At 66.3% G+C, this 26001-nt stretch carries 23 protein-coding genes; 9 read left to right on the top strand and 14 right to left on the bottom strand.

Annotated features, from left to right (window positions below; all coding sequences use genetic code 11):
• Positions 1–4: 4 nt before the first annotated feature.
• Positions 5–202, bottom strand: coding sequence for a substrate-binding domain-containing protein (locus tag H4V99_RS01560; protein ID WP_348522350.1), 198 nt, complete (start codon positions 200–202; stop codon positions 5–7).
• Positions 203–381: 179 nt separating this feature from the next.
• Here H4V99_RS01560 and H4V99_RS01555 point away from each other — a divergent pair, with 179 nt between their 5' ends.
• From H4V99_RS01555 to H4V99_RS01545, 3 genes are all read left to right on the top strand, one after another.
• On the top strand, positions 382–1323 hold the full coding sequence (locus H4V99_RS01555) for a dihydrodipicolinate synthase family protein (protein WP_280674927.1): 942 nt from the start codon (positions 382–384) through the stop codon (positions 1321–1323).
• Positions 1320–2216: a DMT family transporter gene (locus H4V99_RS01550; RefSeq protein WP_280674925.1), complete on the top strand. Its 897-nt coding sequence runs from the start codon at positions 1320–1322 to the stop codon at positions 2214–2216. Before H4V99_RS01555 ends, H4V99_RS01550 begins: the two co-directional genes overlap by 4 nt.
• A gap of 255 nt (positions 2217–2471) precedes the next feature.
• Positions 2472–3395: a 2-hydroxyacid dehydrogenase gene (locus H4V99_RS01545; RefSeq protein ID WP_280674923.1), complete on the top strand. Its 924-nt coding sequence runs from the start codon at positions 2472–2474 to the stop codon at positions 3393–3395.
• 110 nt (positions 3396–3505) lie between these two features.
• Here H4V99_RS01545 and H4V99_RS01540 read toward each other — a convergent pair whose 3' ends face one another.
• Together H4V99_RS01540 and H4V99_RS01535 are read right to left on the bottom strand one after the other, a co-directional pair.
• Positions 3506–4408 (bottom strand): HNH endonuclease family protein, encoded by a 903-nt coding sequence (locus H4V99_RS01540; RefSeq protein ID WP_280674921.1) that lies wholly within the window; start codon positions 4406–4408, stop codon positions 3506–3508.
• 205 nt (positions 4409–4613) lie between these two features.
• Positions 4614–5405, bottom strand: a complete 792-nt coding sequence (locus tag H4V99_RS01535; RefSeq protein WP_348522349.1) for a dienelactone hydrolase family protein — start codon at positions 5403–5405, stop codon at positions 4614–4616.
• A 158-nt stretch (positions 5406–5563) separates the two neighbouring features.
• Here H4V99_RS01535 and H4V99_RS01530 point away from each other — a divergent pair, with 158 nt between their 5' ends.
• Both H4V99_RS01530 and H4V99_RS01525 read left to right on the top strand, forming a co-directional pair.
• On the top strand, positions 5564–6328 hold the full coding sequence (locus H4V99_RS01530) for an FCD domain-containing protein (protein ID WP_280674919.1): 765 nt from the start codon (positions 5564–5566) through the stop codon (positions 6326–6328).
• Between the two features lie 19 nt (positions 6329–6347).
• The gene (locus H4V99_RS01525; RefSeq protein WP_280674917.1) at positions 6348–7700 is read left to right on the top strand and encodes an alpha-hydroxy acid oxidase; all 1353 of its coding nucleotides are present in this window, start codon (positions 6348–6350) and stop codon (positions 7698–7700) included.
• An 89-nt stretch (positions 7701–7789) separates the two neighbouring features.
• On the opposite strand, the gene H4V99_RS01520 is transcribed toward H4V99_RS01525, so the two are convergent.
• From H4V99_RS01520 to ddaH, 5 genes are all read right to left on the bottom strand, one after another.
• The gene (locus H4V99_RS01520) at positions 7790–8158 is read right to left on the bottom strand and encodes a type II toxin-antitoxin system death-on-curing family toxin (RefSeq protein WP_280674915.1); all 369 of its coding nucleotides are present in this window, start codon (positions 8156–8158) and stop codon (positions 7790–7792) included.
• A 24-nt stretch (positions 8159–8182) separates the two neighbouring features.
• Positions 8183–8389 carry a hypothetical protein gene (locus H4V99_RS01515; RefSeq protein ID WP_280674913.1) on the bottom strand — a complete coding sequence of 69 codons (207 nt, stop codon included), beginning with the start codon at positions 8387–8389 and terminating at the stop codon, positions 8183–8185.
• A gap of 43 nt (positions 8390–8432) precedes the next feature.
• Positions 8433–9392: an acetylxylan esterase gene (locus H4V99_RS01510; protein WP_280674911.1), complete on the bottom strand. Its 960-nt coding sequence runs from the start codon at positions 9390–9392 to the stop codon at positions 8433–8435.
• A gap of 82 nt (positions 9393–9474) precedes the next feature.
• Complete coding sequence (rocD, locus tag H4V99_RS01505; RefSeq protein ID WP_280679877.1) at positions 9475–10710, bottom strand: ornithine--oxo-acid transaminase; 1236 nt, start codon at positions 10708–10710, stop codon at positions 9475–9477.
• A 110-nt stretch (positions 10711–10820) separates the two neighbouring features.
• Positions 10821–11666 carry a dimethylargininase gene (gene ddaH / locus H4V99_RS01500; RefSeq protein ID WP_348522348.1) on the bottom strand — a complete coding sequence of 282 codons (846 nt, stop codon included), beginning with the start codon at positions 11664–11666 and terminating at the stop codon, positions 10821–10823.
• 229 nt (positions 11667–11895) lie between these two features.
• Here ddaH and H4V99_RS01495 point away from each other — a divergent pair, with 229 nt between their 5' ends.
• Positions 11896–12333, top strand: a complete 438-nt coding sequence (locus H4V99_RS01495; RefSeq protein ID WP_280674909.1) for an Lrp/AsnC family transcriptional regulator — start codon at positions 11896–11898, stop codon at positions 12331–12333.
• Here H4V99_RS01495 and H4V99_RS01490 read toward each other — a convergent pair whose 3' ends face one another.
• On the bottom strand, positions 12334–13107 hold the full coding sequence (locus H4V99_RS01490) for an ABC transporter permease (protein WP_280674907.1): 774 nt from the start codon (positions 13105–13107) through the stop codon (positions 12334–12336).
• 191 nt (positions 13108–13298) lie between these two features.
• Here H4V99_RS01490 and H4V99_RS01485 point away from each other — a divergent pair, with 191 nt between their 5' ends.
• On the top strand, positions 13299–13679 hold the full coding sequence (locus tag H4V99_RS01485) for a GntR family transcriptional regulator (RefSeq protein WP_280674905.1): 381 nt from the start codon (positions 13299–13301) through the stop codon (positions 13677–13679).
• A gap of 70 nt (positions 13680–13749) precedes the next feature.
• Here H4V99_RS01485 and H4V99_RS01480 read toward each other — a convergent pair whose 3' ends face one another.
• From H4V99_RS01480 to H4V99_RS01465, 4 genes are all read right to left on the bottom strand, one after another.
• A complete protein-coding gene (locus H4V99_RS01480) occupies positions 13750–14736 on the bottom strand; it encodes an NAD-dependent epimerase/dehydratase family protein (protein WP_280674903.1) in 987 nt (328 codons plus the stop codon).
• Complete coding sequence (locus H4V99_RS01475; RefSeq protein WP_280674901.1) at positions 14733–17528, bottom strand: alpha/beta fold hydrolase; 2796 nt, start codon at positions 17526–17528, stop codon at positions 14733–14735. The genes H4V99_RS01480 and H4V99_RS01475 overlap by 4 nt, the downstream gene beginning before the upstream one ends.
• Complete coding sequence (locus tag H4V99_RS01470) at positions 17525–18547, bottom strand: 3-oxoacyl-ACP synthase III (RefSeq protein WP_280674899.1); 1023 nt, start codon at positions 18545–18547, stop codon at positions 17525–17527. The genes H4V99_RS01475 and H4V99_RS01470 overlap by 4 nt, the downstream gene beginning before the upstream one ends.
• A gap of 172 nt (positions 18548–18719) precedes the next feature.
• A complete protein-coding gene (locus H4V99_RS01465; protein WP_280674897.1) occupies positions 18720–22289 on the bottom strand; it encodes a bifunctional proline dehydrogenase/L-glutamate gamma-semialdehyde dehydrogenase in 3570 nt (1189 codons plus the stop codon).
• Between the two features lie 155 nt (positions 22290–22444).
• Here H4V99_RS01465 and H4V99_RS01460 point away from each other — a divergent pair, with 155 nt between their 5' ends.
• The gene (locus tag H4V99_RS01460; protein ID WP_280674895.1) at positions 22445–23359 is read left to right on the top strand and encodes a LysR family transcriptional regulator; all 915 of its coding nucleotides are present in this window, start codon (positions 22445–22447) and stop codon (positions 23357–23359) included.
• On the opposite strand, the gene H4V99_RS01455 is transcribed toward H4V99_RS01460, so the two are convergent.
• Positions 23360–25282: a choice-of-anchor I family protein gene (locus H4V99_RS01455; RefSeq protein WP_280674893.1), complete on the bottom strand. Its 1923-nt coding sequence runs from the start codon at positions 25280–25282 to the stop codon at positions 23360–23362.
• Between the two features lie 177 nt (positions 25283–25459).
• Here H4V99_RS01455 and H4V99_RS01450 point away from each other — a divergent pair, with 177 nt between their 5' ends.
• Positions 25460–25999, top strand: a complete 540-nt coding sequence (locus H4V99_RS01450; RefSeq protein WP_280674891.1) for an SRPBCC domain-containing protein — start codon at positions 25460–25462, stop codon at positions 25997–25999.
• The last annotated feature ends 2 nt before the right edge of the window (positions 26000–26001 follow it).

Genomic DNA, 26001 nt, shown 5'->3' with positions numbered 1-26001 from the left:
GAGTTCAGGCGGTGGACTCCCGCACCACGAGCTCGGGCTGAAACACAATCTGTTCGTGCTCGAAGTTCACACCGCCTGCTGCCTCGCGCAACAGGAGGTCGACAGCGGTGTAACCGATGAGTTCGCTCGGCTGGCGGATGGAGGAGAGCGGGACCACGGCTAATTTCACCGTGCTGGCGGGGCCGGTGGAGGCGACTGCCATCGGCAATGTTCTCGTGCAAGCCCGAGCGCAGGGACTCGTCACCGGGAGCCTCGAGAGCCTGCGCTCCCTGGTAACGCACGCCTGCACACCGCGGCGCTACAACCCGCAGGGCTGATCATCGGCACGCCGCGCCACGGTCTAGGGTCGAGGGAGACCATCACCGGAGCGTCAGGGGCACGATGAATCATTCCACGCAGGTCTTTCGCGGCCTGATCGCGTACCCGATCACACCGCTCACCCTACCGGAAGGGCTCGTCAACCATGACGTTCTGGGGCGGCTGGTGACCGGGGTCGCTGCGGCGGGAGTCGACGGGGTGACGGTGCTCGCGTCATCCGGCGGGGGCATTTCATTCGACCGCGACGAACGCCGACAGATCGTGGAGACCGCGGTGGCTGCTACCGCCGCCGCGAGTGCTGAGCCCATTTCAAACACCGTTGCCATTCCGGTCTACGTCGCCGTCACGGCACCGACGACCCGCGACGTGATCGCTTTCGCGCGGGATGCCGCCGACCTCGGCGCGTCCGGCCTGGTGATCGCTCCCTTCTCTTATGCGCCACTGGATGATGATGAGGTAATCGCTCTGGTGAAGGAACTGAGCGACGCAACACCGCTGCCCATCTGCTTTTACAACAAGCCCAGGGAAACACAGTATGACCTGCCACCAACGGTGTTGACGCTGCTGCTGGCCGAGACAAATCTGATGGCGCTCAAGGAGCCGGCTCCACGCCCCGGCCGCCCCGTGTCACGTCTCGTCAACCTGCGCTCGGCCGGCGGCACCGAGTTGAGCCTTGGGCTGAGCGGCGATACGCAGCTTCTGACCGACCTTCCCGCCGTCGACGCCTGGCACACCGGCCTCGCCGCCCTCAAACCGGCGCAGTACGCGCGCGTCTGGCGCTCATCCCAGACCGAGGCGAGCGCCAGCAACTCTGCCGACCTCGCCGACGACCGAACACTCCTCCTTGCCCTGGCCACCGCGCTTCACTCCAGTTCTCGCAGCCTGGGCGCCCTGCATGCCCTCGCGTCCCTCTGCGGATTCGAAACGGATGCCCCCCGGGGCCCGCAACTCCCGGCCCACCCGAGCGATCTCCCGGCTCTGCATCACGCCCTCGAATCCGCATGAAAGCGACGATTGCCCTCGTTCTCGCCACGCTCATGTGGGCCGGCAACTACGTGGTGGGCGCCATTGCGGTGCAGACCCTGTCACCGGTGGAACTCACCTGGCTGCGCTGGCTGCTGGCCTGCGTGCCGCTGCTGATCCTCGCGCAGGTCGTGGAAAAGCCCGACTGGAGCCAGGTTCTGCGGCACTGGCCACGCCTGCTTCTTCTGGCCAGCCTTGGGGTGGGTGGGTACAACCTGCTCCTGTACACAGCTCTGCAGTACACCTCCCCGCAATCCGCCTCCCTCATCAACGCAGCGAACCCGGCGGTCATGGTCGTGCTTGCGGCTCTTCTGCTGCGTGAACGTATCGAATGGCGCGGCATCGCAGGGCTGGTCCTCGGCCTGTTCGGAGTGGTGCTCATCATCACGAATGGCGCTCTCGCATCCGTTTTCACGCGCTCACCCAATGCGGGCGACGTGCTTATGGTGGGCGCCATCGTGGTGTGGAGCCTCTACACAATCGCGGGGCGCGGGCTCCCGGTGCCTCCGATTACCGCCACGGCGGTGCAGGGCACCATGGTGGCGGTGCTGCTGGCACCCGTCGCCATTGCCGGCGGTGCCAGTTGGCCAGCAGATGCCGCCATCGGCTGGGCCGTCATCTGCATCGCCATCTTTCCCTCGATTGGCTCCTATGTGCTCTGGAATTCGGCACTGAAGAGCATGCCGCCGGGGCGAGCGGGACTGTTTCTCAACCTGATCACCGTCTTCACCGTGATCATCGCGGTCATCCTGGGTGCGCAGCTCACCACACCGCAGCTCATTGGCGGCGTGATCGTCTTCGCGGGGGTGGCCCTGAGTACCCTGCGGCGAGCGCCGGCGAAAACACCGCTGCGTCGGGAGCCCGTGCGCCAGTAGCCTGGCGTCAATCACACCGTCCCCCGACCCCGGAAGGTGCAAACGCCGCCACCCGGGCTCCAGGCCGCCCGACTCCAGGCGAGACCGGCGGCAATCACACCGTCCCCCGACCCCGGAAGGTGCAAACGCCGCCACCCAGGTTCCAGGCCGCCCGACTCCACGCGGGACCGGCGGCAATCACACCGTGGCCCGGCCCCGGAAGGTGCAAACGCCGCCACCACCGGCGCGTGGCGGCACCCCGTCTAGGCTTGACGGATGAGTCCCCTTGCCCTGCGCGTCAGCCTGCCCGAATCCGACCTGCGCGACGCCCTCGGAGCCATCGACGGGGTCGAGTTCGTGCACTGGCCCATGGACGGCCCGGCTCCCTTTCCCGAGATTGACCTGGTCGTCACGCCATATATGGGCGCCGCCAACCGGGTGGCGCACCTCGCGGGCGTCGACACTCGTCTCGTGCAGAGCCAATCGATTGGCTACGACGGCATCGACCAGTTGTTGCCGGCCGGCCATGTGTTTGCCAACGCCACCACCGTTCACGAGACCTCAACCGCCGAGCTCACCCTCGCCCTGATCCTCGCCTCACAGCGCGGCCTTCCCGACTTCGTGCGTGCCGCCGACCGGGGCGAGTGGGCACCGGCGCACCACCCGAGCCTCGCCGATCGCACCGTGCTGCTCGTGGGTTACGGCGGAGTCGGGGCCGCCATCGAGTCACGGCTGCTGGCCTTCGAGACCACGGTCATTCGGGTGGCCCGCACCGCTCGCAGCGATGCACGCGGCGAGATCCACGCCCTGGACAAGCTGCCGGAGCTACTGCCGCAGGCCGACATCGTGGTGATCGGGGTACCGCTGAACGAATCCACGACTCACCTCGTAGACGATGCGTTCCTCTCCCTGATGCGTGACGGGGCGCTGCTCGTGAACATCGCGCGCGGCCCGGTTGCTGACACCGACGCCCTCCTGGCGCATGCGAGCAGTGGGCGGCTGCGCTTGGCACTCGACGTGACCGATCCCGAACCGCTGCCCCACGGGCATCCGCTCTTTGCGCTGCCGAACGTGCTGATCTCACCCCACGTGGGCGGAGCATCAAGTGCGATGCGCCCACGCATGGTTCGGCTCATCCGGGACCAAATTGAGCGGATGCAGCGTGGCGACACCCCCGTGAACGTGGTGCTGCAGAGCTAGCTCGGTCCGCCACAACCCCCGCCGCGCCCGAAATGGGTGAGTCCTAGGGTAACCGGCGTAGCGGCCACCCACATCGGGCGCGGTGGCGGCTCAGCTGAGCCGGATGCGGCCTACGGAGCGCCGGGTAGTGACTCGCAGACGACGCCGTCACCGTTGGAGTCCAGGCGAGCAACGTCACCGTAATACGGGTAGTACGTGTCGTACCAAGCCTGAGCGTCGGTCCAGATGGCGAAATCGCCACAGTTCTTCGTGTCACCGGGGTTCGCCGGTGCCGACGGGTCTGCCGTCTGCGTAGGTGTCGGCGTGGGCGTGGGCGTCGGCTCGGTGGTGGGGGTTGTCGAGGTGGCGGGTCCGCCCTTGGCTGGTACCGTCACGAGTGCGGAGCCACAGGTGCCGTTGAGGGTGTTATCCAGCGCGGCACGTTCGGTCGCGTCCACGGTGAGGTCCCAGCGATACTTCACGACCACCCAATCCGTCACGTACCGGCACTCCACTCCGGCGAGCGGCGGCATCCAGTTGGCCGGATCCCGATCACCCTTGGACTGATTGACGTTGTCGGTCACGGCTTCGAGACCCACATCGAGGCCGAGGTCGTTGGCGAAGGCCTTGCGCTGCTCGGCGGACCAGGTGTCCGCGCCCGAACGCCACGCCTCACCGAGGGGCACGAAGTGGTCGATGTCTACGTCGGACGGCACGGTCCAGGTGGCGCCGTCGTACCAGGACTCCCACTTTCCACTCGTGACGGAGCAGCCCGAGCCCAGCTGCACGGGCACCGTGGACTCAAGGATCAGCACCTCCTGGCGAGTATCGCAGCCGTCGCCGTCGGCGTCGATCCAGTGCTGGAACAGGGAACGGTCATAGGTGGCGGTGCTGTCAGAGGCGGTGGCCACCTCGGACAGCAGGCTGGAAACGGATACCTGGCTGCCGGGTTCTGCCGCGATCGCGGGGGCCGCGACGGTGACGGCCGAGAAGGCGACGAGGGGAATGAGAGCAAGAGCAAGACGGGAGCGCATTGTGTCCGATCGAGAAGTTGATCGACCCCGTGGATAGGGTCATGACCCTCCGCGAGGCAGGGACGCCCCGGCTATCGTGCACAGCGCTGGGTGACCACACCTGTTAGGGGGTGTACTCGCACTCTACGTGATGCCGGCAAACATCTGGGGTCGACCGTTTTTCGGATTGCGCCGCAGGGCTGGTGTGGTCCGAGGGCGAGAACACCTACCCGGCGCTGCTCTCGGGTGACTGTGCGCCCGGCTTTTTCCCCGGAGGCCCGCCGAGGTGTTCCCCGAAGAAGGCTTCGATTCGCAGCCAGGCATCGGTGGTCGCCTCGGGATTCGGCCCCACGCCCAGGAAACGTTTCAGGACGGGACGCAGCAGGCGCGGACCGGTGTCGGCGTCGTTCAGGAAGCTGTGACCGGCGCCCGGGTATTCCTTCACGTCGTGCGCAATCCCGCGCTGCGCGAGGGCCGCATCGAGTTTCGCCGCCGCGCCGGTGAGGGACTTGTCGGTGCCGCCATAGCTCCCCACGATGGGGCACGCTCCGAGCAGCTGCGCGTCGAGTTCGGCGGGGAGTCGGCCATAGTTCACGGATGCCGCGTCGAAGCCGCGCGTAGCGGTGGCGAGGGCAAAGCCGCCACCCATGCAGAATCCGAGCACCCCGATCCGGCCGGTGCAGTCAGACCGCGCGGCCAAAAACGTGCGCGCCGACTCAATATCTACGAACGCGCGACCGGTTCCGGCCGACAGCGCCCGGAACGTGGCAACGAGGCACGTGCGGGTGCCGCCCTCGGTGAACAGGTCGGGCATGAGCGCGAGGTAGCCGGCTTCGGCCATGCGCAGCACCTGGCGCCGCATCACGTCGGTGAGCCCGAAGGCCTCGTGCACGAGGACGACCCCAGGCCAGGGTCCCGGTCCGGCGGGAACGGCCAGCAGCGCCTTCAGCCCCACGCTCCCTCCGGGCCCGGAGGGCAGTTGCAGGTCGATGAGCTGGGGCATCTTGAGCGCGTTCACGGTCTCTCCCGGGGTCAGAGCGTCGGTCGTGGCTGATGTCAGTGGGTGGTGTCAGCTGACATCCACGACCGAATCGCTGACTGAAACCCTAGCTGCCCAATCTGCCCGATCTCGTGTAGCCTGTGGTCAGACCACATGACAATCGAGGGAGATACACCGTGACGACCGCCGCGCTCGTGCCCACCATCGATTCGGCACCCCGCGCCTGGGAGATCGTGTTGCAGAGCATCGAACTCGACCTGATCTCTGGCCGGCTCGGCCCCGGCGACCATCTGCCCCCCGAACGCACCCTCGCCGCCACGCTCGGCGTCGGGCGCTCCAGCGTGCGCGAGGCCGTGCGGGTGCTTGAAGTGCTCGGCCTTATTCGCACCAACGTGGGATCGGGTCCGTCGGCCGGCGCCATCATCGTGGCGCTTCCCGGGGGCGGAATGTCGGCGCTCATGCGTCTGCAGGTCGCCGCCCAGGGCTTCCCGGTCACCGATGTGGTGAAGACCCGACTCCTCCTCGAGGGCTCGGTGGCCACCGAACTCGCCCGCGCCGCGGAGCTCCGAGCGCCCGATCTGGCCGAATCCGAGCGCCTACTCGACGCCATGGAGCGCCCCGGGCTCACCGAGGCCGAATTCCTCGCCCTCGACGCCCAGTTTCACCTGTCGCTCGCCGAGGCCGCCGGTAACCAGGTGGTCACCGCCACCATGGCCGGCCTCCGCAGCGCGATCGAGAGCTACGCGCGCGCGGGCGTGGCTGGTCTCGCGAGCTGGGCAGACACATCCGCTCGCCTCCGGCGTGAGCATCGAAGCATTGTGGCAGCCATCACGGCCGGTGAAGCGGATGCCGCGCGCCACGCCATTGAATCCCACATTTCTGGGTACTACGCCGAAACGCACCTCACCCCACCCGCACTTCACACCACTCTCACCCGCTAACCAGAACGGAACTCTTGCCATGGTTCAACGTCGCATCCCCAAGATTAAAGATCTCGCCCCGCTCATGAAGTTCAAGGCGCCGGAACTCAACGCCAAGAAGCGTCGCCTCGACGCCGCGCTCACCATCCACGACCTGCGTGCGATCGCACAGAAGCGCACACCGAAGGCCGCGTTCGACTACACCGAAGGTGCCGCCGAGGCGGAGATTTCGTTGGCGCGGGCGCGCCAGGCCTTTGAGGACATCGAGTTCAGCCCCTCGATTCTGCGCGATGTCTCGACGGTCTCGACCGGCTGGGACGTGCTCGGTGCCCCCGTGGCGCAGCCCTTCGGCATCGCGCCCACCGGCTTCACGCGCATGATGCAGACCGAGGGCGAAATCGCGGGTGCCCACGCGGCCGGTCGCGCCGGTATCCCCTTCGCCCTCTCCACGATGGGCACGACCTCCATTGAAGACGTGAAGGCCGCCAACCCCGACGGACGCAACTGGTTCCAGCTGTACATGTGGAAGGACCGCGACCGCTCCATGGCGCTCGTGGACCGCGCCGCCCGCGCCGGTTATGACACGCTGCTGGTGACCGTCGACGTGCCCGTGGCCGGTGCGCGGCTGCGCGACAAGCGCAACGGCTTCTCGATTCCGCCGGCCCTCACGCTCGGTACCGTGGTCAACGCCCTGCCGCGACCGGAGTGGTGGATCAACTTCCTCACCACCGAACCGCTGTCCTTTGCGAGCCTGGACCGTTCCAGCGGCACCGTGGGCGAGCTCATCGACTCGATGTTCGACCCCACGGTCACCTTTGACGACCTCGCCTGGATCAAGGCGCAGTGGCCGGGCAAGGTGGTCGTCAAGGGGGTTCAGAACCTCGAGGACGCCAAGCGCCTCGTTGACCTCGGCGTCGACGGCATCACGCTCTCCAACCACGGTGGTCGCCAGCTTGACCGTGCGCCCATCCCGTTCCACCTCCTTCCGCAGGTTGTGCGTGAGGTCGGCGCCCACACCGAGGTGCACCTCGACACGGGCATCATGTCGGGAGCGGACATCGTGGCATCCGTTGCTCTCGGTGCGCGCTTCACGATGATCGGCCGTGCCTACCTGTACGGCCTCATGGCTGGCGGTGAGGCCGGGGTTGACCGCACGATTCAGATTCTCTCCGACCAGATCGCCCGCACCATGCGCCTCCTCGGCGTGAACGCGCTCGAGGAGCTGAACCCCAGCCACGTCACCCAACTGGCCCGGCTCATGCCCCTCGCCCAGCCCGTTGTGGCCGCCGCGGCAGCCGTGCCGGCCCGCAAATCACCGGTACGTAAGCCCGCAGTGCGCTCGGCGTCGGCCGCCGTGACCACACCGAAGGTAGCACCGGCCTCCCGCGCCTGAGTCGGCTCCACTGAAGCGGATGGCTGTTCCCGGTACGCCGGGAGCAGCCTACGCCGCGACAACCCCGGCACCGTGCACCGGTTCCGCGGTCACGCCGGGGTGAGGTGGGCGGCCAGGACCGCGGCAATCTCGTCGAGCTTTTTCTGCCCCTCGGCGACCGCTAGCACGAGAGTAAATGCATCGTCTGTGGTCATCACCACCCGACATCCATTCAGTCGGAGGAAAGCCAGCGTCAGCAACCACGAGAGCCGCTTATTGCCGTCGAACAGCGAATGGTTCTGAGCCAGCGACGAAAACAGTGCGGCGGCCTTCAGTTCGAGAGTCGGATAGGCGTCTTCGCCGTACATGCTGGCCGACGGCCGTGCCAGCGCCGAAAACAACAACCCGCGATCTCGAATGTGCAGCCCGAGACGAGCCACCACGGCCACGGCCTGTTCCGGTTCGACATACTCGGTCATGTCAACAGCACGGCCGGTCGCCCACTAGGCGTCTTCCAAACGCTGCAGCAGCTCCGCGTAGTCCTGACGAGTCTCGTCAACACTCGCCAGCACGCGCGCGGTCTTGGACTCCTCCCGCACGAACCGATCGGCTGCCTCCACGAGAACAGCGTGTTTGGACATGCGCCGTGCACGCGCGATCGCCTCGAGGGCGGAGTCCAGTTCTTCGGAAAATCGCACCGTCATAGCCATGAGGAAATGGTATCACCGTGATACCACCCCCGCGGAAGAATTATCAGAGGTGCTGCCGAAACGCGCGCAGGGCGAGCGCGTCGTCCTCCCACAGGCCACCCTCGTGCGCGTTGTAGGGCCACACCGTGATCTCTTTGGGTCCGGCGTAGTTGTTGAACGCCCCGAAAACCGTGGACGGCGGGCAGATCGGGTCCATCAGCGCCGCGGTCGTCGCCAGTGGCGCCCGTGCACGCTTCGCAAAGTTCACGCCGTCAAAGTAGGAGAGCGTCTCGTGGGCCTGGTCAACCTTCAGACGATTCGCCGCAAGGTACACGCCGAGTTCGCGATAAGGATGCGCGTCGGTGATCACCGAGGCCCGGGCAAAATCGCAGAGAAACGGCACGCGCGCCACGACCGCGGCAACCTCCGGCACCAGACCGGCCACGGCGAGCGCAATGCCGCCACCCTGGCTGGTTCCCATGACGCCCACGCGCGCGGCATCCACCACGTCAAGGCTGCGCGCGGCCTCTACGGCCCGAACGGCATCCATGTACACCCGGCGGTAGTAGTACGTTTCCTTCGACTCGATACCGCGGGTCATGAAACCCGGCGACTGCGGCCCGCTGCCGGCCTCGTCGGCGGTATCGCTCGTGCTGCCACCCCAACCCTGCCCGCGGAGGTCCATGTCGAGGTGGGCGAATCCGGCGGATGCCCAGAGCAGGTTCTCAAAGCTCTGCCCGCGTCCGCGGCCATACCCGTGAAACTGCACGATGGTCGGCAGCGGACCGGTCGCGCCGGCCGGCACGCGCAGCCACGCCCGGATCGGCTGCCCGCCAAACCCGGCAAACGTCACATCGAACACGTCAAGCGTTGCGAGAGGCGCATCGACCCGAGTGACGGTGACGTTCAGCGGATGCCGCCGCGTCTCGGCCAGTGTGCCGGCCCAGAACTCATCGAAGTCGGCGGGATCCGCCTGGGTGCTGACATGGGCGCGCAGCTGCGCTTCGGGCAGGTCGGTGTACATAAGTCCAGCCTAGGTTCATCACGTTCCCGGGAACCGCGCGCGGCGACGCACGCAGACTGGGAAAGCGCGGGGCCGGGCGCGGTTAGGGCGCGGCGAGCTCGACGAGCACGGCGGCGAGCTGCGCGACGGCCCAGTCAATGTCGTCAGCGGAAACGACGAGGGGCGGAGCCAGCCGAATGGTGGACCCGTGGGTGTCTTTGGCGAGCACGCCGCGAACGAGAAGCGCCTCGCAGACCGCACGACCCGACGCCAGGGCCGGATCAATATCGATTCCGGCCCAGAGGCCGGCTCCCCGCACCTCCACGACACCGTGTCCCACGAGCGCCGTGAGTGCGGAGTGCAGCCGTGCTCCCAGCTCCCGCGCGCGCTTTTGATATTCACCGGTGGCCAGCAGTTTCACGACGGCGAGCCCCACGGCCGCTGCGAAGGGGTTACCGCCGAACGTGGAGCCGTGTTCGCCGGGCTTCAGCACGCCCAAAATGTCCGCGTTGCCGACAACGGCCGAGACGGGCACGATGCCGCCGCCGAGAGCCTTGCCGAGCAGGTACAGGTCGGGCACCACGCCCACGAGGTCGCACGAAAACGTTGCTCCGGTGCGGCCGAGTCCGGACTGAATCTCATCCGCAATGAAGAGCACGTTGTGCCGGGTCGTGATTTCGCGCACGCTCGGCAGGTAGTCCGCCGGCGGCACGATGATGCCCGCCTCCCCCTGGATGGGTTCGAGCAGCACGGCGACGGTGTTTTCGTCCATGGCCGCTTCCAGGGCGGCGGCGTCACCGAAGGGCACCATACGAAAACCCGGGGTAAAGGGGCCAAAGCCACGGCTAGCCGACTCGTCGTCGGAGAAGCTCACGATGGTGGTCGTGCGACCGTGAAAATTACCGGCAGCCACAATGATGTTGGCCGCGTTGGCGGCAACGCCCTTCACCCGGTAGCCCCACGCCCGAGCCACCTTGATGCCGGACTCGACCGCCTCGGCTCCCGTGTTCATGGGCAGCACCATGTCTTTGCCGCACAGCTCGGCGAGCGCGGTCACGAAGGGGCCGAGCTGATCGTTGTAGAACGCACGGCTTGTGAGCGTGATGCGCCCGAGTTGTGCCCGAGCCGCAGCCAGGAGCACCGGGTCCGAGTGGCCGAAGTTCACGGCGGAGTACGCCGCCAGGCAGTCGAGGAAACGACGCCCATTCACGTCGGTCACCCACGCACCCTCCCCCGAAGCGACCACCACCTCAAGCGGATGATAGTTGTGTGCGGCATGCTGCACCTCGAGTGCAATCGGCGCGCGGGAGGCATCCGCTGTGATGTCGAGGGGAACCATGCCGACCGGGGCCGGTGCGAAATGCTGCGGTGTCACCGTGCTGGTGGGTGTCGCGGTCGTCATGGTGTCCTCACTCGTCATCGTGTGTGGATGGTGCGGATTGGTTGGTTTTAGCGGCGCAACTCCAGGGTGCAGCACTTGACGCCGCCGCCGCCGAGCAAAAGCTCGGAGAGGTCGACGCCGATCGGGTTATAACCGCGGGCGCGCAGTTCACGCGCAAAATCGGTGGCGCGGGCGGCAATGACCACGTTGTAGCCATCGGAGTAGGAGTTCAGGCCCAGAATGGCGGCGTCCTCCTCGGTCGCGAGAATGGCATCCGGGTAGCGCTCCCGCAAAATGGTGAGGCTCGGCTCGTCGAAGGCGCTCGGCAGGTAGGCGATGTTCGTGTCGTCCAGCACGGCGATGGCGGTATCCAGGTGGTAGAAGCTCGGGTTCACCAGGTTCAGGGTGATCACCGGGCGAGAGGCAATGGCGGAGAGCTCCGCATGGCTGTCCGACGCGCTGCGAAAACCCGTTCCGGCCAGAATCACGTCGCCCACGAGGAGGAAGTCACCCTCGCCCTCGTTCGTCTCCACCGGCACGCGCACGTCAAAGCCGTTGGCACCGAACCAGTCCATGTAGGCCGGGCCTTCGGGCTGGCGCTGCACATGGGTAAATTTGGCACCGTAGGCCTGGTTGTCAATGACGAAACCGCCGTTGGCGGCGTAGACCATGTCGGGCAGCCCGTCGATCGGGTCGATGAGGTGCACGTCAAAGCCGAGGCTCACATAGGTGTCGTACAGCGTCTGCCACTGGGCTACGGCCAGGCTGGTGTCCGTGGGCAGAGCCGGGTCCATCCACGGGTTGATGCGGTACACCACGGTAAAGAAGTCGGGCTTACACATGAGTACGGTGCGCTTCACCGGAGTGCGAACGGGGGCCTCTGCGGCGGCAATGGTGTCAATGTTGATGGTCATGGCGTGATCTGACTCCTCTATCGAACCGCTCGACGAGTCGGCGGGGCGGGTATGGATGGCGGACCAGGTCGCTCACGAGAGCCCGACGTGATCTGGGCAGATCACTGTCGGGACGCCTCTCCCAGTGTCACACAGCTTGAATCTCCCATGCACGCCGAATCGCGCACGAAATCAGCGTCAATACCGGCTTTCACGCAATAATTCCACGATTCGCCCGTACACTGGCGTCATGGACAATCTCGATCGCAGCATTCTCGACCTGCTCCGCCAGAACGCGCGGGCCGGATATGGCGACATCGGCTCGGTGATCGGGCTGTCGGCATCCGCTGTGAAGCGTCGGGTTGACCGACTCGTGTCCGACCGCGTGATTCGCAGCTTCACGATTCAGGTGGACCCGGCCGTTGACGGCATGGGTACCGAGGCCTACGTGGAACTCTTCTGCCGGGGCACCGTGGCCCCCGACGAGTTGCTGCGCATTCTCTCCGGCGTGCCGGAGGTCGTGGATGCGGGCACGATCACCGGCAGCGCTGATGCCATGGTGCATATCCGGGCACGCGACATTTCGGCGCTGGAGGTGGCGCTCGAGAAGGTGCGACTCGCTCCCAATGTGGATCACACGCGGAGCGCCATCGTGCTGTCCCGGCTGATTCACCGGGCCGCCGACTAGCTAGCGCAGGGCCGTGACCGGTTTTTGCCCCACGGGCGATGTGAGGTGCATCAGAGTGACGGCGGCAATTGAGCCCGCGCAGAGAATGCCGGCGAGCACCACGATCTGAAACCGGCCGGCCTCAACCGGCGACGCCCCCCCAAAAATAGCGCCGACAAACGCGCCCGGCAGGGTGACGAGCCCCGTGGTCTTGGTCTGGTCCGTTGACGGAATCATGGCGAAGTACACCGCCCGCCGGGCGAGATCGCGCGCGGCCTGGCGCGGTGTTGCCCCCAGCGCAAGCCAGCCCTCAACCTCGTCCCAGTGATCAACCACCCCTTCACGGAACCGCCGGCCGGTCAGCGTCGCGATCGACATGGCGTTACCAATGACGATTCCCCCGATCGCGAGCACGTAGCGTGGGGAGAATTCGATAGCGCCGGTGGAAAAGACGACGGCCAGTGTGACCCCCACTCCGAGCGCCATGGCGGCGGTCACGCCGAGTAGATTCTGTCGACTCGGCCCCACGCGTCGAATCACCGTGGACACAGCCGCCGTGAACATCACCAGAAGGCCCACACCCACCCACACCGGGTCGTTGATGATGCCGCTCAGAATGAGACTGATCGCGGCAAGCTGCAAAGCGCCGCGCAGCAGGGCCAACGGCGGTGCAAACGGATGCTGCGTGCGATATCCGCGCAGTGCCAGCGACGCGATCGCCATCAGAATGAGCACACCGAGAAGTGTCGGCAGCAGCCCGCCCAGTTGCGCGAGGAAGCCGCTCGGTACCGTCATATAGTGACTCTACCGAGGATCTCGGAGGGAGAATGCCGGGGTGAACGGAGTGATCAGGAAGGCACTGTAAGTTACACCAATGGGTTGCCACAGAGACTTAGAGTTGCCACAATAGTCAGCACAGGAATACACCACACGTCCGCGTCACAGCACCCGCACACTCACACTCACATTCAGCATAAGGAGATGCCGTGCCAGAATCATTCCTCGCCATCGATCCCGAAGCGACGACACCTCCGTTTGAGCAGATTCGCGCTCAGCTGATGGACGCGGTTCGAGCCGGCCGGATGGCCCCCGGAGAGCGACTGCCCACGGTTCGGGCTCTTGCCACCACCCTCGGAGTTGCCACCAATACCGTGGCCAGGGCCTACCGGGAGCTCGAGCGGGACGACCTGATCGAAACCCGCGGTCGCATGGGGTCTTTCGTTGCCGCTAACGGTGATGCCGCACACCGCCACGCGCAGGAGGCAGCCACCGCGTTCGCAACCCGCATCGAAAAGCTCGGTGTCGCACCCGATGAGGCGCTTGACCTTGTGACGCGGTCGCTCGGCGCGGTTCCCCGACCGATGTAGCCTGAGCTGATCGGTAGCCTGAGCCGATCGGTAGCCTGAGCCGATCGGTAGCCCGAGCTCACCGGCAGGCTCAGCTCGCGAAGGGCATGTCCCGACGGTAGGAGACCGCCAGTCGGGCGAGGCCCTCATCAAGGATCACCGCGGGGGTCCATCCGAGGTCGGCTCGGGTGGCGCGCTGGTCAAACCAGTGTGCGGTAGAGAGCTGTTCGGCGAGGAACCGGGTCATGGGCGGCTCATCCGTTCCGGGACGCACTCGCCACACAGCCTCGATCACAGACCCCGCGCCGCGCGCAATAACCGCGGGAACGCGCCATGCGGGTGCGCGCACCCCCGCCGCCGCACAGATGCCGGCGAGCAGTTCCGCAACCGGGCGCGGCTCGCCGTTCGTGATCACGTACGACCGGCCGTGCACCTCCGGCGCGCGCTCGAGGGCCGCCGCAATCGCCGACGCCGCATTGTCGATGTAGGTGGTGTCGATGAGGGCGGCACCGCGTCCGAGGAGGGGCAGTCGTCCCGACCGGGCACGATCCACGATGCGTTGAATCAGCTGGGTGTCACCCGGGCCCCAGACGAGATGCGGTCGCACCGCCACCGCGGCGAATGAGGGCGAATCGGCCGCGAGGGCCAGCAGCTCCGCCTGCGCCTTGGTGCGCGCGTAGTCTCCCCGCGCATGATCCGGGTCGGCCGGCTCCGCGCCGCTCCCCATGATGGATGCGCCGGCGTGCGCCACGGAGGGCGACGACACGTACACGAAACGCGAGGCTCCCGCATCCGCTGCGAGCCGCAGGAGCGTGCGTGTTCCCTCCACGTTCACGGCCGTAAATTCGGCCGGGTCGCCCGCGAGGGATACCTTGGCCGCCAGGTGCACCACGGCGTCCATGCCCTTCACGGCATGCGTTACATCGGCCGCCGTGGTGAGTGATCCGAGAACGTCTTCCACTCCCGGCACTCCGGAGGGGCGCCGCTGGAACGTGCGCACGGAATGTCCCGCCGCCGCAATCTCGGCCGCCACGGCACGTCCCAGAAACCCGCTGGCACCGGTGACCAGAACCTTCACGGTGCGCCCATCCGCCCGCCGGCCAGAATTGCGCTCGCCCAGTTCGACAGCAGTGTGCGATCGATCTTGGAGTTATGCCGAATATCGGTGGGCAGGTGCGGCACGACGAGAATGGCCGCAATCGGCACCGAAACGGATGCCCGCACCTCTCCGGCCAGCGCCTCCGCAGCCAGACCCACGCGCCGTGCTCCGGTGGCGGTCTCCACAACAGCCACGAGCTGCTGGGTACCCACGGCACCAACGCCCACCACGGCGGCGCGGGAGACGGCCGGCACCGATTCGATGCGCTGTTCCGGACCCACCGGCGTGACAACCCCCGTGGCGGTCACGATCACGTGTGGCAACCGGCCCTCCACCCAGAGGCGTCCGGCGTCATCGAGGTGCCCCACGTCTCCGGTGCGGTGCCAGCGACGCTCGTCGGTGGGCACGTTGCGCCGGCTCGCCCGGTCGGTCACCCACAGTCGGTCATAGTGGTCTTTCACGTGCGGCGCCGACACCACGATCTCGCCGGTCACGTTGGCGTCGGTGCCCGCCACGCCGGTAGCGTTTCCGTGATCGTCGAGGGCAGAGATGCGGATGCTCGTGGTCGCGGCCCCGAGACCCACACACACGCCGCCCGGCCCGGTGCCGTTTTGTGCGGCGGCCGCGGCGGCACGGATGCCCGTCAGGGAGATATCGGCCATGAGCAGACCCTCGGTCATGCCGTACGGGGTATGCGCACTCGCTTCCGGCATGAGGTTGGCTGCGGCGGTCAGCAGCGGCTCCGAGACGGGGGCACCGGCGGAGAGAAAGGTGCGCACTCCCCGTAGGGCCGCGTGGTCGGCAGCGCTCAGACTGTCGGCGGTTGCAACCACATTGGCCAGTGCGGCCGGCGAGAGAAACACCACGGTGGCATCAATGGCAGCCACGGCCGCGGCGACAGCCACCGCGGTGAGGGTCTTGGGTGAGGTCACGTCCATGTCGGGGGTGACCGAGCGGGCGCCGAGCGCCGGTCCCAGCAGAGCGAACGGGGCGAAGCCGGCAACGAGTCCGGTACCCACCCCCACGCCGTACTGCACGAAGAGGGCGTTGGCCACGGCCGAGAGCTGACCGTGGGAGTAGACAACGCCCTTGGCCGGACCGGTGGAACCGGACGTGAACAGAACGGCCGCGACATCGTCCGGCCCGGGCACCTCGGGCAGCTGCTCATCAGCGCCGAGCGCGATGAGTTCGGCGAGCGTGTGCCGCACTCCGAGGGTGCGAGCCATAGCGGCGGGAAATCGTGCGGTGGAGATCTTCAGTCCCGGCCAGCCGAGCGCGCGCGCAGCGGCCAGACCCGGGGCGGCGCCAATGACGAAGTCCGGGCGTGCACCGCGCACGGCACGGGTGAGGCCGCGGAGGCCGAGGCCGGCATCGGCAACAACCACAATGGCGCCAATGCGCACGCAGGCATACAGCACCGCGGTGAGGTCGGCGCCGGGAGGAACAAGCAGGGAGACCCGGTCGCCGCGGCGCACACCAATGCGGTCGAGGCCGGTTGCGAGCCGGCGCACCTGACGAGACAGTTGACGCCAGGTAACTACACGCGGGTCAGCGCCGTGACCGGGAGCCATGTCGACAAGGGCGGTGTCGTCACTGGCCGAGAGTTCATCCAGGTGGTGCCACAGCGGGTGCGCGGTGCCATCCGCCCACGTCGCAGCGGATCCCCCGGGCAGGGTTGATTCGGGCAGGGTTGATTCGGTCAGGGTTGATTCAGTCGGCACCGATTCGGGCGCGGCCGACGACGAGTCCGGCGCGAGAGCCGACGGAAGGTCAGCAAGCCAGGTGAGTGCGGCGCCGGCGTAGTCGGCGTCTTCGGCCAGTAGATGACCGCAGCCCTCAAAGCGGTGCACGGCAGCGTGCGGCATGCGGCTCATGAGGTCGTCGAGGTAGCGGTCGCTGAAGATGGGGTCGCGGGGACCCCACAGCATGAGGGCGGGCACCGTCAGCTGCAGCAGCCCGGCGGCGATGCGGTCGAGTTCCGCAGAACTCTCGTGCGCGGCATCCACGGGAATGTCTGCGACAAAGCCACCGATTCCGCCTCGGCGCGCCTGGCCGAGATACGGTGCGCGGTACGCAGCCTTAACCGCGGGGTCGAGCGGCGGATGTGCCAGAGCGAGCGTGGTGTCGAGGAATGCGGGCGTCACGACGGTGGCCAGGCCGAGCATGCCCTTGCCGAGGGCGAGGCGCAGCGGAGCGGGAATGGCATCGTTCTCGGGCTGGTGCACGGCGGTGTTGAGCAGCATGACGCCGGCCAGCTGCGCCCTGTGGTCGAGCGCCCATCCGAGGGAGATGGAGCCGCCCCAGTCGTGCCCGAACGTGACAACCGAGCCGTCGAGGCCGAGAGTGTCGGTGAGGTCGGTGAGGTCTTGCACGCGTCGCGCCAGGGTGCGGTGCACACCGGTGCGCTCCGAGAAACCCATCTCCAGCTGGTCGACGGCGACGATGCGCCACACTCCCGCTGCCGGAGCATCTGCCGAACCTTCGGCGGCGGCGCGCGTGGCGGCATCCGTTGCCTGCGTTACGAGCCGGCGCCAGAGGTAGGACCAGGTGGGGTTACCGTGCACGCACAGAATGGTGCCCACGGGGGTGACCCCGAGTGCCGCCAGCTGCGCCCCGTTGTCGAGCACGTGCCAGGTACGCACGGTGTCGTCCGAACCGCTCTCGGGCACCTCAATCAGGCGAGAGAATGCGGGATCGAGGCCGGCGAGTCCGAGCGGTGGCAGCTCGGCCGCAGCCGCGGTGGAGCCGGCGCGGGGAAGGCGACGAGTCACCAGAGAATCTCCATCATGGCGGTGTTGAGGCCCGAACCCACGCCCATGAGCAGTACCCGGTTGCCGGGCTTCAGCAGCGGGGCCTCCTGAGCAAGGGTGATCGGAATCGACGCGGGACCCACATTGCCGAGGGTCGGATAGGTGAGTGGCACCTTCGAACGGTCAAGACCGGTGGCCTTCACGAGCGCATTGGTGTGCACATCGGACACCTGATGCACGATGTACCGGTCCATGTTGGCCCAGTTCCAGTCGCGGCGCGCAGCGGTCCACGCGGACACGACGAGTTCCATGCCGCCCTTGAGGAGCGCCTTCGCGTCGGTGAACATGCCGTCAACACTGCCCACGCACAGGTCATTGAACTGGGTGGCGGCGCGAGTGACGCCGCCCAGAATGCGGTGTCCGCCGGGGTGCGCATCGAGCGGACCCAGCACGGCGGCCGCCGCGCCGGAACCCAGAGTGAGGCTCGCGAACTCGCTCATGAAATCTTTACGTTTAATACCTTCGCGCTGCAGGCGTTCGATCGTGTTGACCTGAATCTCGTCGGCGTCCTCACCGTCAATGACCACGGCGTACTTAATCTGTCCGGAGTCGATGAGCTGGGCAGCGAGAGTCATGCCGTTCACGAATCCGAGGCACGCGTTCGCGATGTCGAAGTTGATCGCCGATGAGGGGAGGCCCAGTCCGTGGTGAATGCGCACGGCAACCGACGGTTCAAGATGCTTTCGGGTAACCGAGGTATTAATGAGCAGGCCAACCTGGCCCGGCTCGATCCCAGCTTCGAGGAGCGCCTGCTTGCCCGCTAACACCGCGGCGTCGTCGAACGTTTCACCCTCGGCCCAGTTGCGGCGCTCCTGCACGCCTGCCACGCGCTGGAGCAGACCGCTCGGCAGCCGAAGACGCCGAAGCACAGGCTGAAGCTGGCTATCGATGTCGTGTGAGGTTGTTATCCGGGTGGCGAGGGTACTGACAACCGACAACAGTGCGACGTTTTTGTGCGTCGACGTTGCATTTCCATCCAACTGTGGTTCCCCTGTCGAGATATGAACGAAGCGAGTACCGGTGCGAGATTGCGTGGCAAAGCGACCAGTACTTCGCTTACTTTACGCTCCTGCGGCTGACAGCTCGGCGAGAGCGCCCGCCACGGTACGAATCGTCGGGAGCTGATGCCTCCCGACGATTCCCGTCTGCACCTTAAATCACGTCGTCCGAGAGCGTACTCGGGTTACCGAAGCGGTGTGCGGTGATCGAAATCGCCTGCTCGCGAAGGAACGGAAGCACCTCAACACGACCGGCCTGCGTCACCGGGTGCGCATACACGGCAATGTCGGGACTGCCACCCAGTGCTGTCGCCAAAGCGGATGCCGCCTCCGCTGCACCATGCATCGGGTCGGCTCCCACGAGACGCACGCGTGTTGTGGTGATGCCGCCGGCCGCCGCACGGGCCAACCACTCGTCGTCACTTTCGACAGTGACCGGAACCTCACGCTGTTCGAGAACCGCACGCACCCCCGCCGGAACCGGCAGGGCGCTCGACACGGTGAACTTCGAGCGCGACAGGGTGGCTGCCGCGATCACGCGCAGCAGGTTCGAGAGCGTGCCGTCCTCGGTGAGGCGCACGGTCACGGGCAGGGCGCGGTAGCGGAACAGGTTGCGCTCCACCTTGAGGTTCGAGGCATCACGCACCACGTTGAACTCTTCACGCCAGGCCAGGGCGTCGCTCAGGCTGGAGCGGCGCAGCACATCGAAGTCGGCGTAGTCGAGGAACGGCTGCGACGCTTCAATGATCTCGGTCACGCGCGGCTCAAGCCCGCGCAGGTGCAGTGTGGAGCTGTTGCGACCGGGGTTGCTCACCCAGCTGCCGAGACCGAAGAGGTAGTTCGGTCCGCCGGCCTTGGTGCCGGGTCCCACGGCCGAGCGCTTCCAGCCACCGAAGGGCTGACGCTGCACAATCGCGCCCGTGATGCCACGGTTCACGTAAAGGTTGCCGGCTTCGACGGTGTCGAGCCACTCGGTGAGCTCGTCGGAATCAAGCGAGTGCAGACCGCTGGTCAGACCGTAGTCCACAGCGTTCTGGAAGCGGATGGCCTCGTCCAGCGTCTTAGCGTGCATGACGCCGAGCACCGGGCCGAAAAACTCGGTGAGGTGGAAGTACGAGCCGGGGGCGACACCGGTGCGAATTCCGGGGGTCCAGAGTCGACCCTCTTCGTCCAGCTGGTGCGGTTCCACGAGCCAGCTCTCCTCGGCGCCGAGGGTGGTGAGGGCGTGCAGCAGCTTGTCCTCGGCCGGCTGAATGATCGGGCCCATGGTGTTGACCGGGTCGCTGGGCATCCCCACGCGCAGTGAACGAGCAGCATCGATGAGCTGGCGTTCGAAACGTTCGGACTTGGCCACCGATCCCACCAGAATCACGAGGCTCGCAGCGGAGCACTTCTGACCGGCGTGCCCGAACGCGCTCTTGATCACATCGGCGGCGGCCAGGTCAAGGTCGGCTGACGGCGTCACGATGATGGCGTTCTTGCCACTCGTTTCGCCGAGAAGCGGCAGGTCGGTGCGCATGGAACGGAACAACTCGGCGGTCTCGTAACCGCCGGTGAGAATCACGCGGTCCACGTCGGGATGCCCGATCAGCTCGGTTCCAAGCGAGTGGTCCTTGAGGTCCACGAGGGCCAGCAGGTCGCGCGGAACGCCCGCCTCCCACAGCGCCTCGACCACAATGGCGCCGGAACGCTGGGCGAGCTTGGCCGGCTTGGCGATCACGGCCGCACCGCTGGCGAGCGCTGCGAGCATTCCACCGGCGGCAATGGCCACGGGGAAGTTCCACGGCGAGGTGACCACAATGAGCTTCGACGGCACGAAGGTGGCACCCTGCACGTGATCCAGGTCCTTGGCGCGCTCGGCGTAGAAGTGGGCGAAGTCAATGGCTTCACTCACCTCCGGGTCACCCTCGGCAATAGTTTTGCCGGTCTCGGCCGCCATGACCTCAATCAGGCGGTCGCGGTTTGCTGCCAGGGCAAGGCCGGCGCGGTGGAGCACAACGGCGCGCTCAGCGCCGGTCTTCTGGCCCCAGGCCACGCTGGCGGCCACAGCTCGCTCAATCACCTTGTTCAGGGTGGGCACGTCGTCGATGCGCGCACCGGCAATGGTGTCAATTCCGAGGGTTGACGTCTCGAGCCGGCCCAGAATGCGGCGAGCCCACGCTCGGTTTGCCGGCAACGAGGGGTCGGTGTCCGCTTCGTTGTGAAAACCCGAGAGTCCGGTGGATCCGCGCGTCATGCCGAGCAGCGCGGCCGTGAGATTACCGTCGGCCTCATCGAAAGCGGATGCGTCGGCATCCGTCTCGCTCGTGGGCACCGCCTCGAGCTGGGACACCTCCACGCGGTTCTGTGTGCGGTTGGGGGTGGGAACGATGTCGTCGACGGCGTTCAGGGACGCGAGGAAGCGCTTCTTCTCCCGCTCGAGCAGGGCGGGGGTGCTGGTGAGTTCGAACACGGCCGACATGAAATTCTCTTGGCTGGCGTTCTCTTCGAGGCGGCGAATCAGGTAGCTGATGGCCACGTCGAATTCGGACGGCTTCACGACGGGCGTGTAGAGGAGCAGACGGCCCACGTCCTTGCGCACTGCAGAGGCCTGGCCGGTGGCCATCCCGAGCAGCATTTCGAACTCCACCCGGTCGTCCACGCCGCGCTGCTTGCTGAGCAGATGCGCCCAGGCCACGTCGAAGAGGTTGTGCCCGGCAACGCCGATCTTTACGGCGTCGGTGTTCTGGGGGGTGAGGGCCCAGTTGAGAACTCGCTTGTAGTTGGTGTCGCTGTCCTGCTTGGTGGAGTAGGTGGCGAGCGGCCAGTCGTGCAGGGCCGAGTCAACGTGCTCCATGGCGAGGTTGGCGCCCTTCACCAGGCGAACCTTGATGGGCGCGCCTCCGGCGGCGCGACGAGCCTGCGCCCAGTGCGTGAGTCCCTGCAGTGCGTTCAGTGCATCGGGGAGGTAGGCCTGGAGCACGATGCCGGCCTCGAGGTTGGCCAGCTGTGGCTGGTCGAGAAGGCGCTCGAAGACCGCGATGGTGAGGTCGAGGTCGCGGTACTCCTCCATGTCGAGGTTGATGAACTTGGGCGAACCCGCTGTGGCTGCGAGCTCATAGACCGGGGTGAGGCGTTCCACAATGCGGGTGACGGATTCGTCGAAGGCCCACATGGACAGCTGGCTGGCAATGGAGGAGACCTTGATGGAGACGTAGTCCACGTCATCGCGGGCGAGGAGCTCCTTGGTGGCCTCCAGGCGGCGCAGTGCCTCGTCTTCGCCGAGAACGGCCTCACCGAGCAGGTTGATGTTGAGGCGATTCCCCGATTCCTTCAGGTGCGCGATCGCGGGTCCGAGCTTGTCGGGGGTCGCGTCAACGACAAGGTGACCGACCATCTGGCGCAGTACCTTACGGGCAGCCGGAATGACAACCCAGGGGAGCACGGGTCCGAGGATTCCGCCCACGCCGATGGCGCCGCGCATGTACCAAGGCAAAAACGCCGGAGCTTTCTTCGCGACCTGCTGCAGGCTGTAGCCGGCAACCATCTTGTCTTCGGGGCGCATCACGTTGTCCACAAAGCCCACGGTGAAGTCGAGTCCGTTCGGATCCTTCAGCACCCCGGCCAGTCGCTCGGCCGCGGCATCTTCCGGGATGGTGGCACTCTCGGCGAGCCACTTCTGTACGAGAACAATCACCTCCGCGCTGAGGTCCTTGTCGACGCGGGGGATGAAGGGGTTCGTCATGGTCACGATTTTAGTCTCTCGTTCACTTTGGTGGCTCGGTATCTCCCCAGTGTGCCCCAGCGGCGCCGTGGCGCCAGCACCAAGAAAGCGACTCTTTCTGACCGGTATTCATTAGAATTAGTGATCAATTGCATCGGGACCCCTGAGGAGGGCGAATGCTCGACGTTCGGCGCCTTCGTTTACTGCGCGAAGTGAAAATTCGGGGCACCCTCGCCGGCGTCGCCGAGGCTCTCGCCTACAGCCCGTCTGCCGTGTCGCAGCAGCTGGCTCTGCTCGAAAAGGAAGCCGGTGTTGAGCTTCTGCAGCGGGTGGGCCGACGAGTGAAACTCACTCCGCAGGCCGAGATTCTGGTGGAGCATACCGAGTATCTCCTTGAACGGCTCGAAGCCGCGGAGGCCGACCTCACCGCCTCACGCACCACGGTGTCGGGCACCGTGCGGGTGGCGGTCTTCCAGTCCGCAGCGCACGCGATCATTCCGCCGGCTCTCACCATTCTCAGTGAGGAGTTTGCGGGGTTGCGGGTGGAGGTCACCGAGCGTGAGCCTGACGCCGGTCTCTTTGCCGTCTCCGCGCGGGATTTTGATCTGGTTCTGGCGGAGCAGTATCCCGGGTACACCCGCGCACACCGCGCCGACCTTGACCGCATCAACCTGGCAACGGATGCGCTGCGGCTGGCGGTTCCGCGCCCTCGCGACGGTCGTGTGGTCGTGGGGAGCCTCGAAGACGCGGCCATGCTCCCCTGGGTGATGGAGCCCGCCGGAACCGCGAGCCGGCAGTGGGCGACCCAACTGTGCCGTGCGGCCGGGTTCGAACCCGATGTTCGTTTTGAGAGCGCCGACCTCATTGCCCACATCCATCTCATTGAGTCCGGCAACGCTGTGGGCATTCTTCCCGACCTCCTCTGGGCCGGTCAGTCCCCCACGGTCCACCTTCTGGATCTTCCCGGGTTGCCGTCCCGCACGGTGTTCTCCGCGGCCCGGCGCTCCAGCTCCGGTCGCCCCGGTGTACTGGCCGTGCGCGACGCGCTGGTGCGTGCCGTTGCCCTCGTGGCTGCGCCCAATCCCACCTGACTACACCGTGCGGCGGCGGAACAGGAACGCCATGACGGCGCCGGCCAGCAGCAGCATGGTGGCGAGGAGACCGGCCGGAGCCAGCTCGCTACCCGTGGCCGCAAGAACCGGCGCGGTGCCACTGCCCGCGGTACTGGGTTCGCCGTCAACGCCCACCGCCGCGGCGTCGGAGCCGATGGCAAAGAGTGTCGTGGTACCGGAGACCTCGTTGCCGACGGCGAGCATCGGAACACCACTGGCCGAGTCACTCGCGGCGATGAACGCCACGCCCTCGGGGCCGAGGTCTCCGGCGGCGGGCAGGTCGGCGACACCCGTACCGGCGTCGACCGACGCTTCCATCGACACCGAAAAGTCGCGATTGTTGATGTAGGTCTCAAACACAGCCACCTCGGGGTTCTCGATGTCGTAGACCATGATGCCGCCCACCCGCTCCAGTCCGATGAAGGCGTAGGTGCGCCCATTGACGTCGCCAATGGCGAGGTTCTCGGGCTCGGGACCCTTGTCGTCACTGCGTCCTTCGAGGTTGGACTCGCTGTGGTTCGAGTTGAAGAAGGCGGGGTTGGCAGCGGCGGTGATGCGTTCGAAGTCGTCACCGGAGTCAAAGGCCTGCGTTCCGTCTGTATTCCAAATAGAGAATGAACGAGAACCGAAGGAGTAGAGCTCGTCGTAACAGGTGCCGGCATCATTGAGCCCGGTCTCCGTGGTGATGGTCAATCGCCCCAGGTCGGCGTCTCCGGTGAGAGCTGCGAGCGGGCTGTCCTCGCACAGGGGCAGCAGCCCGTCGGTGCCGAGGTCTTTCACTCGGGCGCCCTCCACGTAGTCGCCCCACTCGCGGGCATCTCCCTCGTTGGCGGTGACCAGATAGGTGGAGTCGTTGGCGGTGTAGGCGTTGATCCCGTCGGGCATATACATGCCTTTGAGTCCGGCGAAGGTGCGAATGTTCACCGTGGGGGCGTCTTCCGGGTCGCGGTCAGACGCGTCAATGCCCTGGCCGGCGATGCCGTGGTCTTGGAATCCCAGCGAGCGCACCGCGGTGATGTCGGCGGTGACGAGGTCAACCTCGGCCACAGCATTGGCTTCCTGCAGCACAACGTAGGCCACGAGGCTGTTCGGGTCGATGGCCACATACTCGGGCTCGAGGTTGGTCGAGACCCGGTTACCTCCGAGGTCCGGTCCGAACACCCGCACGTCGGCTCCGAGCGTCTTGGTTCCACCAACTTCAAAGGCGTTGAAGTTAGCCGTGCGCACAACGGACTGTGCCGGGGCCGAGACATCGCTGGGCAGCGTCACGATGGACACCGATCCCTCGGGGTCCACCGTAAAGTCGTCGTTTGGTTCGCCCTCATTCGCCGACACGGCATAGGTACCGTCGGGTGAGATGCTCACCATATCCGGCAGGGCCCCCACCTCTACAGCACCGAGCACGGATGCCGCGGCGGCGTTGGCATCAAAGAAGACGAGCCAGCCGGCATCCGTCTTGGTGGGAGATTCGATCGCCATCACTCCGAGACCATCCCCGCGCACAGCGACCGAGTTGGCCGTGGCGCCCGCCGGAACGACCCCGCCGCCACTGATGGGGGCGCTCTCCGAGCCCAGAGAGTAGAGCTTGCTGGGAGCCGTGGGGTCTTCGATGTCGAGCACATCAATGGCGCCCTGAGCGGCGTTCACCACGAAAAGGCGCCCACCAAAGTACGTCACAATCTCAGCGGCCGATTCATCGAAGACACCGGTGTCGTAGCTGCCGAGCGCCGTCATGGTGATTGCTGCGCCGTCGCTCGAGGAGGAAATCGGCGCATCAACCACGGCAGCGGATGCCGCGGGAACAGCGAGTCCGCAGGCCAGCGCCAGTGCAAGGCCGAGAGCCAGTGCGGTGCGGGGAACGAGGGGACGAACGTGGTGACGCGGGCGCTTGAATGCGATCATGAGTGTCTCCTGGGTCTGGGAAGAACCGTGCTGTCTCACCTGTCTAGGGGGTGGATATGGACCGCGTCTAAACTCCCGGTGACATCGTGGGGGCTGGCGCGGTGAGACAGTGGCCAGAATCCGCAAACAGGCCTAGCCTGTGGAGGGAATCGAGTGTCACTCAGCGCGGAGGAAACCATGACAGTCAAGCCCACCGGACGCCTCGCTTACCGCGATGACGGCCTCTACTTCATGATCGATCGGCTGTTCAGCGCCCCCATTGAAGATGTCTGGGCCAGCATGACTAAACCTGCCGAGTTAGCCAAATGGATCGGCACATACACGGGTTCGCCCAGCACCGGGGCTGTCAAGTTTCGCATGTCGTCCGACCCGGATTCGACGTGGCAGTATGTGACCATCCTCGAGTGCGACGCTCCGCACCGCTTCTGCGGCGACTTCGGAGAAGATGACGATGCCTGGCACGCTCTGTTTCATCTCGTGGAGGGCAACGGCATGACCACGGTGACGCTGGGGCAGCGACTGCGCACTGCGGCTGAGGTCGCCACCGTGGGGCCGGGCTGGGATTACTATCTCGACCGGCTCGTCGCCTACCGAACCGGGAAACCCTTCCGCCAATGGGATGCCTACTATCCGGCGCTGGCCACGCAGTACCGCGATCTCGTTGTTCCGAAGCGTCCCGTCAGTACCGCTTCAGAGCAAGCACCAGCAGCATCCTGAGC

This window comes from Cryobacterium sp. CG_9.6 (assembly GCF_029893365.1).
Classification (GTDB): Bacteria; Actinomycetota; Actinomycetes; order Actinomycetales; family Microbacteriaceae; genus Cryobacterium.
This window is presented reverse-complemented; position numbering and strand designations above follow the sequence as displayed.

Bases quoted from the DNA above. Each gene is read 5' to 3' on its own strand.
- H4V99_RS01560 (WP_348522350.1), bottom strand. From the start codon at position 202: ATGGCAGTCGCCTCCACCGGCCCCGCCAGCACGGTGAAATTAGCCGTG.
- H4V99_RS01520 (WP_280674915.1), bottom strand. From the start codon at position 8,158: ATGACCGAGTATGTCGAACCGGAACAGGCCGTGGCCGTGGTGGCTCGT.
- H4V99_RS01540 (WP_280674921.1), bottom strand. From the start codon at position 4,408: ATGCGCTCCCGTCTTGCTCTTGCTCTCATTCCCCTCGTCGCCTTCTCG.
- H4V99_RS01455 (WP_280674893.1), bottom strand. From the start codon at position 25,282: ATGATCGCATTCAAGCGCCCGCGTCACCACGTTCGTCCCCTCGTTCCC.
- H4V99_RS01460 (WP_280674895.1), top strand. From the start codon at position 22,445: ATGCTCGACGTTCGGCGCCTTCGTTTACTGCGCGAAGTGAAAATTCGG.
- H4V99_RS01465 (WP_280674897.1), bottom strand. From the start codon at position 22,289: ATGACGAACCCCTTCATCCCCCGCGTCGACAAGGACCTCAGCGCGGAG.
- H4V99_RS01550 (WP_280674925.1), top strand. From the start codon at position 1,320: ATGAAAGCGACGATTGCCCTCGTTCTCGCCACGCTCATGTGGGCCGGC.
- H4V99_RS01515 (WP_280674913.1), bottom strand. From the start codon at position 8,389: ATGGCTATGACGGTGCGATTTTCCGAAGAACTGGACTCCGCCCTCGAG.
- H4V99_RS01495 (WP_280674909.1), top strand. From the start codon at position 11,896: ATGGACAATCTCGATCGCAGCATTCTCGACCTGCTCCGCCAGAACGCG.
- H4V99_RS01450 (WP_280674891.1), top strand. From the start codon at position 25,460: ATGACAGTCAAGCCCACCGGACGCCTCGCTTACCGCGATGACGGCCTC.
- H4V99_RS01510 (WP_280674911.1), bottom strand. From the start codon at position 9,392: ATGTACACCGACCTGCCCGAAGCGCAGCTGCGCGCCCATGTCAGCACC.
- H4V99_RS01555 (WP_280674927.1), top strand. From the start codon at position 382: ATGAATCATTCCACGCAGGTCTTTCGCGGCCTGATCGCGTACCCGATC.
- H4V99_RS01525 (WP_280674917.1), top strand. From the start codon at position 6,348: ATGGTTCAACGTCGCATCCCCAAGATTAAAGATCTCGCCCCGCTCATG.
- rocD (WP_280679877.1), bottom strand. From the start codon at position 10,710: ATGGTTCCCCTCGACATCACAGCGGATGCCTCCCGCGCGCCGATTGCA.
- ddaH (WP_348522348.1), bottom strand. From the start codon at position 11,666: ATGACCATCAACATTGACACCATTGCCGCCGCAGAGGCCCCCGTTCGC.
- H4V99_RS01545 (WP_280674923.1), top strand. From the start codon at position 2,472: ATGAGTCCCCTTGCCCTGCGCGTCAGCCTGCCCGAATCCGACCTGCGC.
- H4V99_RS01490 (WP_280674907.1), bottom strand. From the start codon at position 13,107: ATGACGGTACCGAGCGGCTTCCTCGCGCAACTGGGCGGGCTGCTGCCG.